Genomic DNA, 16,795 nt, shown 5'->3' on the forward strand with positions numbered 1-16,795 from the left:
AATTATTACGCTTTCAAAATTATAGAGTCGTAAAAACTTGTTGAATATTTAGGTGAAAGATGCTTTTGGTCCATCTTCCATGTAGTCTGTACATCCATAGATGCCAGCTTAACTTTTTGTTTGCCAAGGCGACTATTCATTGAATCCATGGCTTTCATAATTGGAGCATGTCGTTCTTGATTGTCTATATCAAACAGACTCGTCATTCTTTCATTTTCCGGAACAAACGTTCCCGTTATAACTCCGGCTTTTCTATATTTCGGGCCTTGAATGAAAATGTGATCAAGTGCTTTTTTAGCGTACTTAGAAATATCAATAGATGAATTACTAGGATTAGGGAGCGTTACCGTAAACGAGTCTGAGTATTGCACTTGGTTCTGCTTAAACCGATCCGTCATTATAAATACAGTTACATGCCTGCAGCATGACTTCTGCTCACGAAGTTTTCGGGCGCACTCTGACGCGAAAGTGGATACTCGCTCATGCACATAATCATACTCAGCGTGTCCGGTATCAAACGTCCTGGTCGTTGAGATCATTTTTTTAGGCTCAGGAACCGACATTGAATATTGAGCTTCTCCTAATAACTCTTTTTTCATTCGTAGGCCCAGAATTCCCATTTCTTGCTTAAGGAATCCATCTGGGAATTGAGTAAAATCCCATGCGGTGTGAGCGCCATAGCTTCGAAACTTATCATTATATCTACGACCAATACCCCATAGATCATCAATTGGAAACCATTTTAAGGCCGCTTCAATTTTCTTCCAGGAATCAAGCATATATACTGATCCGGTCCTGTCCGGGAATTTCTTCGCTATTTTATTGGCGACTTTAGCGAGTGTTTTTGAAGGTGCTATACCGATACTTGTAGGAAGGTCTAATCCCTGCAGGACATCTCTTCTGAGATCTACCATTCTTTGGAGTTGATTTGAATAACCATCCAGAAAAAGAAAGGACTCATCTATAGAATACACTTCTATATCATTACAGTACCTCCGGGTAATCTGCACTACTCTATTGCTTATATCTCCATATAACACAAAGTTTGCCGAACACACTACAAGGCCGTGTGTTTTCTCGAAATGTTTCAGTTTAAAGTACGGCTCACCCATGGGAATTCCCAAAGCTTTAGCTTCATTACTTCTAGCGATTGCGCACCCGTCATTATTTGAAAGTACAACGACCGGACGACCTCGCCATTCGTAATTAAATATTCTTTCGCATGATGCGTAGAAATTGTTGCCGTCTATAAGCGCTATCATAATTTTCTCCAATTCTTAAAAGTCCATGTAACGACACCCCATAGAAAGAATTCTGTTTCATCTGTGATGTCAAAATCTGAAAATTCAACGTTGGCTGATTCAAGCTTCAATTCTTTAATTTGGTTCCCGGCTCCATAGCGAGGTCTGAACCGCTTAATAAAGAATTGATTTTCTATTATTGCCGCTACCAAATCATTTGGCCGGGCTTCGATGCCTTTTTGTATCAAGCACCAATCCTCATTGAGTATACCAATATCCTTTAAAGAATCTCCGGAAACTCTTCCTGGAAATGTCGTTACCGGATCCTTAACCAATAGCTTTAAAAAATCAATCGATTCATCAGGAAAATCCAAAGCAGCACTCGGAAACGCTCCATAACCGCCAGCGTGCAACCTTTCTTCAAAAGGCTTTAACACAACAGGTTCTGTGCTTTCCAATGTAAATAACTCTAAATTTCCGATCGTTTTCATATCGCAAAGTTATGTACATTTTGAACCAAATTATACCAAAACGATGTTAAATTTTCATGCGACAAATCAAAACCCGCATGGCGACAGAACTTGACGCATTAAAAAGTTATCCACAAAAAAATCCCCGGATCTCTCCGAGGATAAAAACTAATAACCATGAAAACTCAAATTAATGAGTTGTATTTGTTGTGTATTTAATATATAATTATCGTTCCGTCTTTTCTAAAAGATGGCGTTTTTTTATCTTCAAAATAACCATTATCATTAAAAAACATTTGCCAAGCCAATTGACCATTGTCATAGTATTTCTTCCAATTACCCAATCTACAAATATATTTACCTTCATATCCTTTCCACTGCTCTCTAGTATCATATAAATGCTTCCATAAATCAGCTACAATCCCAATTTTTCCCTCAATCCACAATTGTCCGTTGGGGTGATATTCTTTCCAATCTATAATTTCTAAAATCATAACACTATATTCTTATATTTTGTGGAGACTACTCCGTTTGAAATTTTTTTTTATCTTCCATAAAAAAATTATGCTTATAATTGATATTACTCTTCCAAAGCCCAGTGATAATATTACTGAAGCTGAAATTGATATTCAAATAGCATTCTGCTTGATTATAATAATCGCATTTGCACTAAAAGTCATATTTTCATTAATAAAAAGGAAAAAGCTATTCCTTTAGTCCTATAGCCTCTAAAGCGGAAGGGGTTAGTTCAAATTCAAACTTTATTAAGTCTTCAACTATCATTTCAGAAATAGGTTTGTCAAACATACCTGTTTTGTATCTCCCATTGAAAAGTACTTTCTTTTGGGCTTTTTTATACTTAGCTATAGCCTTGGATACATCGGACGAATAGCCAATCGATGAATATCCATCTTCCAAATTAGGTCTTGAAATAATATTACCTTGCTTATCAATAGGTATAAACATACTTTCATGGACGGGTTGCTTTAAAAAATTCGCATAGTTTACAATTTTATCATAAGATCTGATTGCTTTGTATGTATATATACCTCGCAATGGCCTTTTGCTTGTAATTTTATCTTGCTCCAGAACAAAGTCCGAAAGGGGGATTAATTTCATAATACTAGGCGTTTAATAATTCAGGATTTTCGTAAATATTTCCTAATAGCTTTCGAGAAACAACGCTACTGCCAAACAGATTATCAGGCGTCTTTCTAATATCTTCTATGACGACTGTATAATATTCGGTTGGCGCATATCTTCCAACTTCAATAATATCACCTTCGTAAGCATCAAATGATTGTACTTCATTATCATATGTTTGAAGTTCCATATAAAATTGGCCAACTGACTCAGGGATCACTTCCCACCTTTGATAACCATAAGCGCCTTCATCGTAATCGTTTTCTTGAATTTCAGGAATTGGATCAAAATTTATTAACGAGCCATAAACCCAATTTTTAGATTCTAATTCTATACCTCTAAATTTTATTTCTCTCATGACTATTTTGTTTATGTTTCTTTTACAAATGTACATAATTTTATGTACAATTACATATTTATATGTACTTATTTTGAAAAATATTTTACCTTTGCTTTATGACAGTGGAGGAATATCTTAAAACAAACAAGGCCGTTAATATATCTGAGGTTGCAAAAATTATGTTTCCGAACAATAAAACGGCTGCTTTATACCTTACGAACAAGCTAAACCGAACAGCGAATAGATCATTTACTAAGAAAGATTCCACTAGAGCATTGAATGCATTAAAGCAACTATATGGCGGAATAGAAGATCTAACTATTGAGTAGGTATTTTCCCGGATATGCTGTAGTAATAACTCTACGGGAAACCGTAATTGTTTAAAGTCCATTTTCATTAGTTTCGCAAATAATTAATAATGCGACTTGATTTGTCGTTCAGAAATATTATTTTCGCGATTGTAAATTAAAATAAACTATTAACTAATGAATTCTTTATTTAATAAAAGATACCACATACGTCTCGTTTGGTTGATTATTATTTGTTTAGCCTTAACTTTTTGTGCAGTATTCTTTGCATTTAGATATATAGTAGAATGGGATGCTGCTAAATCTCTAGACAACACAACTAAAGTAACTTTAGCAATTCTCGCATTCTTGACTCTAATATATCATATTCACAATCTTGAAAATCAAATTAAAACTCAAGAAGCTAGCAATAGACAGAATTTATCTAAATATACATACGATATTTGTTCTGATTTTAGAAAACCTATAATGATGGAGATAAATGATGAAGTAAGGCTTTTATTTGTTGAACATAAAGATAAATTAGAAAGGCAAAATTTACATTTATTAATTACTCACATAAACGATTCCAAGAATAAAGAATGTAGACAAGCTTTATTTATTACCCTAAATTACTTTGAAAGTATATCTGCAATGGTTTTAGCTGGAGATTTAGATAATGAAATAGTAAAACGCTTATATGGCAGACTTTTTGGTAAGTATTATAAAAAACTAGAACATTATATTAATTATGTTCAAGAAGAAAGTCCAAGAAGTTGGATTAATTTTGAAAAACTTGCAATAAAATGGATAAACGAAGATAAACATTAGAAATATTTATTATCTTTGCGGTAACAAATCAACTTATATTATATAACATTAACACTAGAAAAATTATGAAAACGACTGCAATCAAAAATGACTACCATGGTTTTTAAAACTATGTATTCAAATGAAAAATTAAAAATAAAATAAAAACAGCCTCCTTAGTTGGAGGCTATTTTATTTAAAAACGGTCTTGTAGTACTTCAGCTTATTTCGCAAAGAACAAATCAGCCTCTGCTTTTCTTCTCCGGATTAGCCCGTTTAAGACTTTGCCTCCAGCAGTAATGTATTTTGTAGTGAACCAATTTCTGATTGCAACTTCACCTGCTTTTTTATTGACAAGCGAAAACAAACCGTCTGATCCTCCGGTATTGTATGCATGGGATACCAACGCATCAAATTGATTCTGAGTCAATGGAACTTTCACATTTGAGTTGACAATCTTTTCATAAGTAGGTAGGACCGACGCAAATAATTCTGCTCCTTTCTCCTTTGTGATAGCCGGATCCTTCATTGTCACCTTTTTTCCTCCTGGATAATAAGTATTTCCATAACCTATTGTTGGAATTCCTGCAGAGTCCAGATAAGGCTTTGAACTAAACCCCTCGAATGACAATATTAAGTCTATGCCTTTTTTTGATGTTTTCATTTCTTTCTTTTTACGTATTTATAAATTCCAAATATTACGATTGCAACGACTCCTAATACCGTCAGAACAATCCAGGCTCCGGCTTGAAAACCTTTCGTTTTAATGTCATTGGTTTTCTTCTCGACTTCAGCAGCAACTTTCTTAATTGTTTCTTTGGATACTGCATCTTTTGCCAGCTCCTGAATGATATTTGTTTTTTCCTCACTGGACTTTTCTTTTTTGTCTTCGGTAGCCTTCCGGTAGTAGCTGTTGATGTAATAATCAGCCGTGCCCCGTATGACGATACTTTGCAAAGTGTCTCCGGAAATTACGTTATGAAATATCAACGGGTTCAATGTATCTGATTTTCCCCGGATCACAATATCCCCTGAGAAGTCTTCCATCTGTTTTTTTATCGTGTGATCCACAACTTTTTTAGTGGACTCTTTCACGGATTTTTCTTTCACGGAATCTAATGTTATCCTCTCAATATCAGTTCTACCCTCTTTTGAATAAAAGGATGTTTTGTGCTTAGTCTTACAGCCGAGCAGAAAACTACTCAGTAGTATTATTATCAGTATTTTCGCTTTCATTTTGCTTTTCTTTGAATATATTAACATCAAGTGTTTTATTGAATTTTTCAAACTTCATTAAAAATCCTAACGGCGGAAATTTGCCATTAGTAATAATGCCCATATTAATTGCAGCGTTTCCGGCGGGAAATAAAAATATTGCCAGCTTGGATATTACTTTAAAATAAATACTATCCATTTCGCCTTCTGAAATAATTTGCAGAATAGCCTCTGTAAAGAAATACGCTATTGTTATGATCGCCATTTTTAAAGTGAATCCTAACAGCATTTTTTTAAATGAAAAACTGTTCAATTTTAAATGTTTAATAATACCGATAATCAAATCTCCCAGTAAACCTCCAGTTAAAAGTATTATGAAAAATTGAGCATCAATATACCATCCAGTAAACCGCTCTGATATAGAAATACCAACTGCAGGAACTACCGCAAGTTTAAATGTTGCACTAACTTTACTTACAACAGATCCTGAGTGTATTGAAAGCAGATTATTGACTATGAAAATAGATATTGGATTCGCCATTTCATTTTAATATTTTTTATTGAATTAGCTTACTAAAGCCTTTAATGCTTCTAATTGCTCTTTTGAGAACACAACACCCGCGAAAACAAATTCATCATTATCTGTATTACCAATTACAACCTGGTTACTTTTTGTCGTTTTTACATTATAGCCTATTGCTATTGAATTTGATACTGATCCAGTTGTCACATCTGCACACCATCCTATAAATGTATTTCCATTGCCTGTCGTAACATTATAACCTGATTGAAGGCCTACTGTAGTATTTCTAATTCCTTCCACTTGATACAATCCTAACTGTCCAACAACTGTATTTTCATGGCAGCCATTCTTTGCTTGGTTCATAGCCATAGCACCTATTGCAGTAACATTTTCAGCAGCGGTAATAACATCAACAGTAGTTCCTTCTTTATCCTCATGTGATAATTCCCGACCATAAAGCACGGCGTCTCCTATTAAAACATTATTGGTTGAGTTTGTAAATCTTCCCGCTGCCCTTCCTATTCCAACAGTTGCTGTATTATAAAACCCATACTCCATTGATACATACCCAACGGCAACGTTTCCCGCACTTATATCACTGCCTTGTGCTGCTTTATTTCGAAATAGTGTAGAATCACCAAAAGCAGTATTATTACTAGCCCATGCAGCTCTAGCTAAAGATCTTCGACCCATACCTGTATCACCTACACCCCCCACCATATTTAATCCGGCTTCGTGACCTATTAACGAACAATCGTTACATGTTTCCGAATTCATCATCGCGTCAGCGCCTATGGCAACATTGCTATTTTGACTTTTGTGATTTTTCAAAGCGCGTGATCCAATTGCAACAATAGCACCTGCTGATTGAACACTCTCTAACGCTTCGGGTCCAATAGCAAATGAGTGCTCTCCGGTTGAATTCCAATTACCCGCACCAAATAAAAACATATTACTTAACGTGTCAGAACCTTTATAATTTTGAAGCTTTTCTTTGGCAATAGACCCATCAACAATATCATCTGGCTGTACTTTTCCAATATACTCTCTTTTAATTGTTGCTTGATACGGCGCATAATCCAACGGAGCGCCCTCATTCATCATAATTTGAGCTCCTGTTAATACAGAAAATGATACAAAACGCGCGTTATATGGTGATGAATGCGTAGATGGTATACCTGTCACATCCAAAAATCCACTTAAAAAATTAAGATCCTTATCATACCATGCCGCCCTTGTAACTGTATTCCATGAATAATTAGTATTTTCTTTGACTTCAATTAATTTAAATAAATCGTAATCAGGCGTGTCACTATACAATCCTGTTTTTTCATCAACATTTCTGTTAATTTCTAGCTTATCAGGATTTGATAAATTCACCGAGTCAAAAAATGTTGTTCGGTCTGGCGTAATGTTAGAGGGCTCAGGCATTTTATTTTTTATAATAATCCAAGCTGTTCCATTATTGTAAAACAATGTGTCATACCCTTCAACGGCTTTTAAAATTGTAGGATTTCCATTTTCATCCTCTGCAGGCATAAGATTTGGATATTCCGTTCCATCTTTTGCATATACAGCTGGTTTGTATAAAGTATCAGCGTCAAATGGCCCCCTATCACTAGGGGAAATTGGTTTAATGTTTTTCAACAATGGATAAAATGAAATTGTGCCTATTCTATAGGTCTTTCCATCCGCAGCTTGATATAGCATATGCCCTCCCGGTTCTAGTGAAGTTTTTTCAGGAAGCTCCGATATTGGTTCTACATCAATAAATGCTTTTGAATTTAATTCGGTCATTATCTTGTCTGTATTGCTTTGTTATTATCGTATGTGTAAATCTTTGTTTTATCGTCATTACCTAGTGCGAATTTTATCACATCGGCAAATATTTCCTTTTCATCCAATAAAATATTGAGTCCGTTTTCATCTTTTTGATTGGTAAACTTTACTTCTATTTCGGATGTATGATCTGTAGTCTCTAATTTCTCTTTTCGCGTTCTTTTGGTTCCATCTATGTAGAAATCCTTATTCATGGTATGTACGGCAATAAAGGACAGGATATTGTTATCCCCTTCGGCTAATACCCTATAGCTTACAACTTCTTCCGACCATCCATCTTTGATAATTGTTGAATCGTTCCCTGACTTAGCGGTAGTTAATTCTTCATCAATAGTAAACTCTCCCATACAATAAGCAGGTAGATTGGTGATCATCCAGTCATGTCTATTATTGGCATATGAAAAAAGGTTTCTATTGTAGGCGCATTTAGTCGCAACTCGAATAAATTGACGGCCATCAGCATCGGTACTATCAGTGAATTTTACACAGTTTGAATAATAAAGAATATCACCAATTTCATTTCGTATCTCAAAATGACCTTGAATTTCTTCAAAACAAATAAAGGTAAGCCTAAATAGTTTACCTTCGCTTATTCCAAATTGACAGTGTATTTCTGTTTCATCTTCAGCTATTAAGAACAGCTTCAGATCAGATCCTACTTCATTTTTATAGTTTGGAATTAAAAATCTATGATACTCTTTCACCTGCAAAGGATAAGGCTCTTTATGTCCATAAAACTGTGTGTTTTGTGGATTGGTCATGTCTTCGAGTTCTTCCGAAGTTCTATAAAACCTTACAGGGCTGTGATACCAGAATTTCTGCATGATACAAATCTATATCTGCTTACATTACCCCTTTATGAGGGCGTAATGATCTTTTTATATTTCTGGAGGTGTAGAGAATGCAATGTATTTCTTAATATTTATAGCTGACAAATAAAATTCATCTGTTTGATTGGTTGTGGTATTTTTAAATTTAATAGTTGAATTTGCAAAAACGCCAACTGTAGTATCTCCGAAACGACAATTCAACGGTTCTGAATTAACGTTTTTGTCGCTGTTAACCAAATCAATAATCAACCTCTTAGTTTCATTGTTTATATTAATTACCTTACCAATGTTACCATCATCAGAATCCTGGCCATATGGAGAAGTGTAATTTAAATCATCTGTATTATTTGATGTATTAGCTAAACTAACCTTACCGCCACTTGGTACAAACTCATAGTCCACGCTTAAATTCAAGCTAACAGTGCCAGTAATATCAAGTATTAAACGACTATTTCCACAATCTGCGCTCTCCGTCTTGCTTATTAATTGAATTACATAATCATTGAATTTCCAATTAATAGAAAGGGTGTTTGAGGCTTTATTTAATAAGTCATCGGTTGACACGAGAATCCTAAAGTGAACACTAGTTCCCGTCATTAATTCATTAAAAACGTCTGAGCTTACTATATCCTGTTTCAGATTTTGAACTTGCTTTATAGTAGTCCACACAAAACCATCTAAAGTATACTGAATGTCTATTTTAGGGTTTACGTAAGTTTGATCATAATCCCATGTAAGTTCAACTGTATTGCGGTCCAACTGATTAACACTTAATAAAACAGGTTTGGCAGCGAATTTCCCTTTTACCTTTCCTTTTATGCTCAACACATTATCTTTTCTGCTGTGAGAAAATGCACCGTCACCGAATGGAAAGATTTCGCTTATTCCCATTGGCGTGTTAACAATAATACTACCTCTGCTTTTCATCCTATCATTATCATGGCCATACCTCCAATTTTCATAAAGAGATATAAACTCTTCGAATGTAACGTCTGAATACGAAATTTCTATTCTGTCACCGGAAAAAAACGGTTGGGAATATTCTCTTAACCTTGCTAGTGTTTCATTCGCTCCCACTTCTATCAATCCCTGAAGTTCATTAATAAGATCCATAGAGTTAGCTCTCATTTTAGCCTTACTATTGTTTTTGTAATTGGTAACCTTGATTAAATCAGTGTCCTTTTTCTTTCTTAATCCACTACCAAACCATGCCGACCATCTGGCCATATGATATTTAGGATTATGCCTTGCATTCGTAGAAGTTTCAGGGTTTCTTATTTCATCTGAATCTGTAAAACCATCATTCATTGATCTGTTTTTGATCAATGAAGGTATTAAGTATCTAATTGGCGTGTCAAAAACTCCCTCTTGTATTTGGGAGGTTTTACTGAGTGTTAGCTCCGCTTTATCTATTTTTAATATAACCCATTTTCCAGTATTAATACCTTCTAAAATTTGGATCATAGTGCCTACTTCCATCATCGTAGTGTCAAATGGAGTCGTAGTACAAGTAAGGGTTAATTTACCTTCTTTATTTGCATGCTTACAATTTGCAAAAATTCCATTATCCAAATAATCTGATTTATTGATCATATCAATCATTACGAGATCATCATCATTATCATTAGTTGAAGAACTATTGTCTTCAATAAGTTCCTGTATTTTATACTCATCAATAATTAGATCCGTTTGCTTATCTAATTTATTTTTGACGCTGACAATTGGTGTAGTAAACTCTGATGCGGTAATAAAATTCTGAATATCGTCTTTTACATTTTTTGAATATTTCTTTGATCCGAAAAGCAGAGAATTAAATACTACATCTTTGTCGTTTTCAAATTTAAAATCATCTTTTAAATAGAGTTTTTCAGATAAATCATAAGAGTTAATATCTTTGAAAAAATATCCAATATCTTCAACAATTACTTTGTTATCTAAAATATCATACCCTAATGCAAGGAGTTTAGACAATCCGTCTGACATTATTGATTTTAAAGAAGTTTTAATCTTCTGACCCACAGTGTAAACCGGAGGTAGGCCTCTTAAATAAATCCCTGTAGAAATTGATGTATTAAAATATATTCCTCCTGGGCCTATATAGTTACTTATTAAGCTCAGCTTAGAACTTGTGTAATTTTTAACAACCTGGTTCAAAGCATCAAATATTCTTACACCTTTTGTGCTAACAATTGGAGATTCCATATTAGTCGTTATCTCAATACTTGTATTTGTTTTAATCGAATGAAATGTAAATTTATCATTCGGGTCGTCAGTTACAAAAAGAAAAGAAAGAGATTGGCCTGGCATTAGGTTATTTGAATTATTGGTCATATTAGACAGATTAAACGTATCATTGTTAATCTTAATCTCAGATTCCGTGGGAAACATTTCTGCCTTTACTAATTCTTGTGCATAATATTGTCCTGGTCCTCTAATAATTGCACATAGTCTAACTGCAGGAGCTGTATTATTACTTCTTTTAAATACAAAATGCATATTGCTTATTTCTATTTTTATTGACTTCAAAGTAATGTCTGTGGTAACAAATGGCCCTTCATCTGATCTTATCGTCCCTATTGTTCCAAAGTTCATATTTTTAAAGCCACAATATTCATTAGTATTGTTTCCAAATTGATAATCATCAGACCTATGAAATGCAACAAAATGATCTGTTCTAGAATCAAGTGTGAAATCATCCTGAGATATATCCCATGAATAGAAGTTTGATTGTTTCCTATTTCCTTTTTTATAACCAATTTTATAAGTTTCAACAGGCGTAATCTCGTTTTCATCAATATCCTTTAAGGCAAATAGATCAATTGTTACATCGTCACGATTAAATAATTTGTTTTGAGCTTCACTTTTAATAAGTTCAATTTCAATTTTGAAATTACTTTTATCGAAAGTCCGCGAATATTTATTCATATTCACTTCAAAATTATCCTTTAGAAGATCGTACTCAATACCATCTTTTACTGCAATCCATTTAAATATTATCCTTCCGTCACCTTTTTGTTCTTCATATACATTTTCAAGAACGTTATATGCCACGTCATCATCATATTGGTAGAATTTAAGCTTAGTGTTTTCTCCAATAATGAAATCTTTAACTCTAAAGTTTTCATCATCAATATTAATTATGGAATCCACATCATTCCAACCATCCGGCATTTCTATTTTGTATTCCCCCTGGAAAGAAGATCCAGAGGGTACAATGAATTTGAAAATCTTTTTAATTCCGTTTTCGTGTACTATGTTTCTAATGCTTATCATGAGTAGTAAGTTTCATTTCCGTTATTATCATATTCTCCTATCACCTCTCCATTTTGAGATCCTCTATACCTTATAATCATTCCATTTCTTTTTTCGATTGTTGGATGAGTATACTTTGCAAACGACTGATCAATCTTCTTTCCTAATTTTTCAGCTATTGCATCTGAATTATCCACAGTCTTCATTAGAACCGTCATTTGAGGAGCGATTAAACTTTTTTGAGCGATGTTTCTGAATAATTTTTTGCCGACTTGCGCATCTGGGCCCAGTGATTTTAAAATGCTTTTCGTTTCATTTGCCGTGTAAACAGTATCTCCTTTATCCAACCACGTCATCTTGTCTCCTGAATCTGATCCTAAAGATTTAATCCTTCCATCTTCTCCGGCAATAATTTCACGTCCTCTATCCTGTGTGATAGCAAACTCTGCCTTTCCTCCTTTTCTTCCGGTCCAGTACTTCGGAACCGGATCTTTTGACATGATGGCAATAGATTGAGCGATACCAAAAGCTAAAGCCAAACCTGCAGGAATTGCTCCGGCAATAAATCCCATTTGACCTAATGTCATTGTTGCAGCTAAGGCTCCATTTATGAGAGCTTGTTGTGCCGCTGCTTTTTGTTCTGCTTTAGCTTTTTGAGTCTCAATAAGCTTTTCCCTTTCCCTTTGTTGGTCTTGATAAACTCTAGCTTCGTCTTCCAGCCTATTCCTTTCAGTTATCTGCTCTGCAGTAAGATCTCCCATAGCATTTAATGCATCTAATCTGGAATTTATAAATCCCACCTCTTGATCTGTAACTTCTTGGGATTTTTTAAGCTGCTCGTCAAGGTCAGCAATAGTTTTTTCTTTTTGGTGTTGACTCAGCATTGATAAGCCTTCCAGAACTGCGGATGCCGCCAATAAAGAATAATCCTTCCAATCTGCCGTTTGCTGCTTGATCTTGTCAAACATAACGCCGAATTGATCAGACACATGGTCAAAACCTAAGTCCTTTAGCCCACCCATTATAACATCCTTGGTTGCGTTATCCTTAGGGCTTAGAGTTTCAATAATTTCTAAATTAAGCTCTTTAATTTCATTTTTTATAGCTTCGATTTGCGCTTTTAAATCAGCAGCTTCTTTAAAATCCGCTGGAGTAGCAAACCCATTTTGATTAATTGCTATTTTAGTGGAAAGCTGATCTGATAGTAATTCAAGCCTCTTTAATTCAAGTTTATTAACTTCTATCTGATTGTTCTTTTCAAGGACACTTAAACGGTATTCTCTCTCTGCAATTGTTAATTTTTTATTATTTAAAATAACCGCCTTTTGCTCTTCTTGAGATATTGATCCAAATGTTTTATCATAGCTTGATCTTGTCTCTATATCCTTTTTTACAGCTTCAGTGATTGATTTTATCCTGTCATATCTCTGATCTTCAATTTTTCCAATTTCCTCATCTCGTTTTCGCTCTAATTCAACAGTTTCCTGAGCTGCATTTTGCGCTAATTCAATCTGCTTTTCGTAGAAAGAACTTGTTTCAGATAGCATTTGACTATCCAATTGAATTAAATTATTGAGTTTATCGAAGTCGGTTAAATAATCCGATTTTTCAAGATCCTTAGATTGCCTTTCCAGAGTGTTGGATCTCATCTTAAAATTCTCTTCTAGATTTTTGCTATCAATTTCAAATATCTTTTTTTGAGTGTCTCTAGTTATTTTTGCTTTTTCTAGCTCCGCTTTAGAAATCTCAGACTCCTCTTTAGCATTGGCGCCTTTTAAATATTTAATTTTATCATCTAAATAACTAATATTTAGATTTTTGCTTTTTTCTAAGTATTCCTTTAAGGACAATTCGCCATCAATATATTTTTTCTCGTTAATAGACAGCTCTTTATCTCTGACGGATTCAAGCCTCATTATATAGTCCTTCTGCTCTCCAGTATATTTTGCACCGGTATATGCTTTCTCTTTTTTCTCTTTTTCATCATCTCCATTTTTAGCAAATTTCCCTAGCATATTTGCTCTATCTTCTCTATATTTCTCAGAATTTTTCAGATCTATCTCCATCTGATCAAGTAGGATTTTATCTTCTTTTCTATAATTTTTTCTATTATCATTAAGCGTTTTAATTATATTATACGCCCTTATAGTACTTGCTTCGTATAGTTTCTTGCTATCTTTTTTGATAAATATTTCCTTACCGTCTCCATTATCAATAGTAGATGTTTCGTCCAATCCTAAGTCTGCCTGAAGCTTATATTTCTTTCTGTTTTCAAGTTCCTGATCTAGTTCTCTTCTTAGTAATTCCTCTTTTGAGAGCCTTTCAGATTCTCTACCTTTTAATTTATCCTTAATAGCTTCGGCTCTAGCAGACGCTACAATTGCATTTTTAAGTTTTATGTAACTTGCCTCGGCCTTTCCATTCATGATAATTTCCTCGTTTATCTGACCAAAATATGAAGGGAATTGTTCTTGGAGTTGCTTGACGGCCGCTTGCTTATCTTTAATAGCTCCATTTGCATCGGTAGCTTTTCTATATAAATTATCCATTTCAAATGCTTCATCGCCCGCATTTTTCGCTCCCTTGCTCATTGCGTCATTAAGGTCCTTTTGATTATCTGCTGCGGTTCTTGTCTTTATCGCTACTTTATCAGTCTTATCGGCATATGTTATTAATAATGGAATTGCTAAAGCAAGCAAGCCTAATATTACCCCTAATGGTGATGCCTTTGTTGTCGTATTTAAAGCTGCCTGTGCTACCGCCGCTTCTCTTGTAGCTATAATTTCAGCTTCTAAAGCAACTATATGAGCTTCTCTAGTGGCGATCTGCTGTCTTTTAGCAATCATTTCAGCTTCTGTTGTTACTATTTGACTTTGAATAGATGCAATAGCGAACCTTTCTTGAACAATTTGATTTTCAAGGCTTGCAATATTTACATTCCTCGCCAAAGTATCAGCTTGAATAGCAGCCGTCTGGGCCCTTCTTGCTGCTGTTTCGCTAACTAGACCCAATTTAGCAGCTGTATTACGAACAATTCCTAATAAACTTTCAGAATTATTCCATGCTGTAGCTATTGCAGCTTGAATGGCAACGCCTTTATAGTAAGCCCATGCAGCGGTCATTAGTGTTATTCCGGTAATTACAACGCTAAAAGGAATTGCAGTAATTAATTTTATAAAATTCATGAGAAGATTAGAAGAACCTTTTAAAAAATTCATAAACCCTTTTGAATCTCCTATTAATTCAAATTCCTTTTTGATTTTATCAACTGTCGCAGCATACGTTTCCTGTTTTAAAGCCGCTGTTTCAGAAAGGTATCCGGTTTGATTAATCGCAAGTCCCGCATCTTTAATTCTTTTACGAACGAAATCTGCATTTCCGGCAATGTCTCCTAAAACTCCTTTAACTCTTGCTCCCCTTACTCCTACTTCTTCCAAATCTTGAGATATTCTTTCAAAGTCTCCGCTTTTTAGAACTCCTTCGGCTACCATCACTACAGCTTCAAAAGGATTTTCACTATACGCTTTTCTTAATTCCTTAACAGATACATTTGCTAATTTTGCGTACTTAGGCATGTCAGAAAGGATCTTTGTCAATATCTGCATTCCGGCAGTTCCTGCAACCTCACTTTTCTGCCCAAGCTGCTCAATTGCGGCAGCGAAACCTAAAACCTGAGGTAAAGTAACCCCTGTTAACCCTCTGATAGCACCAATCCTTTCTGCTACATCAATCATTCTAGCTCCTGTAGCCACTCCGGAGTTTTGAAGCTTAACAAGTGCGGTTGAAATTTCTGTAACACGCTCGGCGGTTATATGCTTGTCTTCATTAAAAATGGAAATAAGTTTGATAATTGATGCCGTACCCTCTTCCCTATTCCCGGCTTCTTTTCCAGCAACAATAAAATAATCATCCAAGGCTTTTGTGATACCTTCAATTTCATCTTTAGCCACTCCTTTTTTAGCAACTAACGAAGCTGTATTAACGAGTTCCCCTAAACTTGTCCTGGTGTCAATTTGCTTTAATGATTCAAAGAGTTCATCAGCTGCTTGTTTATTTCCGTTCAAACGAATCTGAAGATCAACCAAAGCATCTGATAACTCGTAATTATTATGCATTAGTTTTCCTGCTCCAGTAACTACAGCCTGAAAACCTACATACATTGTAATCATTGATTTGATCTGTGACTCCAACTGCTTAACTCCAGACAGTGCGGATTGTTGGTAATTACCGACATTTCTCTGCCTATCACCTACATTTGCATCAATTCTTTTAAGCTCGGAGTCTAATTGTCTGGCTTTACCAACAACTTGTGAGAATTGCGACTGAAGCTTTCCTAATTCTTGATTATAGCGTTCCTGAGATATTACGCCAGTCTTGAAATCTCTTGTAAGCAGAAGAATTTCTGCTTCAAGGTCTTTGGCTTGTCTTTTTAATTTATTCGCTTCTTGCGAGACTTTTTGATATGCGCTCGCACTTGCCTGAGACTGTATTTGCTGTTGACGCTCTGTCCTTGCTTCTGCAGTGGCAGCGTTAGCGGCTTCTTTCCTGGCTTTGTATTGTTCTACAATGGTTTTAGTTTCCTGAGTTTCTATTTGGGCTAATTTTAACTTAACGCTTGCTAGTTCCTTTTCTACATTTGCTAGCTCCTGAGCAAGTGTTTTAGCTTGTTTAAGCCCATTTGCATAATCCTTAGGCTTTCCAGTTTGAAATGATTTGTTAACTGCGTCTGTAATTGATAATAGTGAATTAAAACTACTTACTAATTTTTGCACATTATTATCTATCTCATTTATTTCTTTTACTGTTACATCACTCTGTATTACCGCTAATCTCTCCGACATTTCC

The 16,795-nt window shown here is 34.8% G+C and carries 13 protein-coding genes; 1 reads left to right on the plus strand and 12 read right to left on the minus strand.

Going from position 1 to position 16,795, the window contains the following annotated elements:
• Positions 1–5 precede the first annotated feature (5 nt).
• The 5 genes from ACQ76T_RS23845 to ACQ76T_RS23865 all read right to left on the minus strand — a co-directional run bounded on the left by ACQ76T_RS23845 (position 6) and on the right by ACQ76T_RS23865 (position 3,212).
• Positions 6–1,262 carry a Y-family DNA polymerase gene (locus ACQ76T_RS23845; protein ID WP_431345684.1) on the minus strand — a complete coding sequence of 419 codons (1,257 nt, stop codon included), beginning with the start codon at positions 1,260–1,262 and terminating at the stop codon, positions 6–8.
• The gene (locus tag ACQ76T_RS23850; RefSeq protein WP_431345685.1) at positions 1,259–1,732 is read right to left on the minus strand and encodes a LexA family protein; all 474 of its coding nucleotides are present in this window, start codon (positions 1,730–1,732) and stop codon (positions 1,259–1,261) included. Before ACQ76T_RS23850 ends, ACQ76T_RS23845 begins: the two co-directional genes overlap by 4 nt.
• 194 nt (positions 1,733–1,926) lie before the next feature.
• The gene (locus ACQ76T_RS23855) at positions 1,927–2,205 is read right to left on the minus strand and encodes a hypothetical protein (RefSeq protein ID WP_431345686.1); all 279 of its coding nucleotides are present in this window, start codon (positions 2,203–2,205) and stop codon (positions 1,927–1,929) included.
• Positions 2,206–2,416: 211 nt separating this feature from the next.
• Entirely contained in the window at positions 2,417–2,830 is a 414-nt protein-coding gene (locus ACQ76T_RS23860) for a hypothetical protein (protein WP_431345687.1), read from the minus strand.
• Between the two features lie 4 nt (positions 2,831–2,834).
• Complete coding sequence (locus ACQ76T_RS23865) at positions 2,835–3,212, minus strand: YopX family protein (protein WP_431345688.1); 378 nt, start codon at positions 3,210–3,212, stop codon at positions 2,835–2,837.
• 467 nt (positions 3,213–3,679) lie between these two features.
• Here ACQ76T_RS23865 and ACQ76T_RS23870 point away from each other — a divergent pair, with 467 nt between their 5' ends.
• Positions 3,680–4,312, plus strand: coding sequence for a DUF4760 domain-containing protein (locus tag ACQ76T_RS23870; protein WP_431345689.1), 633 nt, complete (start codon positions 3,680–3,682; stop codon positions 4,310–4,312).
• Between the two features lie 202 nt (positions 4,313–4,514).
• On the opposite strand, the gene ACQ76T_RS23875 is transcribed toward ACQ76T_RS23870, so the two are convergent.
• Genes ACQ76T_RS23875 through ACQ76T_RS23905 form a run of 7 tightly spaced genes read right to left on the minus strand, consistent with a single transcriptional unit; the run spans position 4,515 to position 16,791 of the window.
• Positions 4,515–4,955: a lysozyme gene (locus tag ACQ76T_RS23875; RefSeq protein ID WP_431345690.1), complete on the minus strand. Its 441-nt coding sequence runs from the start codon at positions 4,953–4,955 to the stop codon at positions 4,515–4,517.
• Positions 4,952–5,527, minus strand: a complete 576-nt coding sequence (locus ACQ76T_RS23880; protein ID WP_431345691.1) for a hypothetical protein — start codon at positions 5,525–5,527, stop codon at positions 4,952–4,954. The genes ACQ76T_RS23875 and ACQ76T_RS23880 overlap by 4 nt, the downstream gene beginning before the upstream one ends.
• Positions 5,490–6,047 (minus strand): hypothetical protein, encoded by a 558-nt coding sequence (locus ACQ76T_RS23885; protein WP_431345692.1) that lies wholly within the window; start codon positions 6,045–6,047, stop codon positions 5,490–5,492. The genes ACQ76T_RS23880 and ACQ76T_RS23885 overlap by 38 nt, the downstream gene beginning before the upstream one ends.
• Positions 6,048–6,071: 24 nt before the next feature.
• Positions 6,072–7,826, minus strand: coding sequence for a hypothetical protein (locus ACQ76T_RS23890; protein ID WP_431345693.1), 1,755 nt, complete (start codon positions 7,824–7,826; stop codon positions 6,072–6,074).
• Positions 7,826–8,692: a hypothetical protein gene (locus ACQ76T_RS23895; RefSeq protein WP_431345694.1), complete on the minus strand. Its 867-nt coding sequence runs from the start codon at positions 8,690–8,692 to the stop codon at positions 7,826–7,828. The genes ACQ76T_RS23890 and ACQ76T_RS23895 overlap by 1 nt, the downstream gene beginning before the upstream one ends.
• 54 nt (positions 8,693–8,746) lie before the next feature.
• Complete coding sequence (locus tag ACQ76T_RS23900) at positions 8,747–11,971, minus strand: hypothetical protein (RefSeq protein WP_431345695.1); 3,225 nt, start codon at positions 11,969–11,971, stop codon at positions 8,747–8,749.
• Complete coding sequence (locus ACQ76T_RS23905) at positions 11,968–16,791, minus strand: phage tail tape measure protein (protein ID WP_431345696.1); 4,824 nt, start codon at positions 16,789–16,791, stop codon at positions 11,968–11,970. Before ACQ76T_RS23905 ends, ACQ76T_RS23900 begins: the two co-directional genes overlap by 4 nt.
• Positions 16,792–16,795: the final 4 nt, after the last annotated feature.

The sequence above is a fragment of the Chryseobacterium sp. JK1 genome (genome assembly GCF_050632815.1).
Taxonomy (GTDB): domain Bacteria; phylum Bacteroidota; class Bacteroidia; order Flavobacteriales; family Weeksellaceae; genus Chryseobacterium.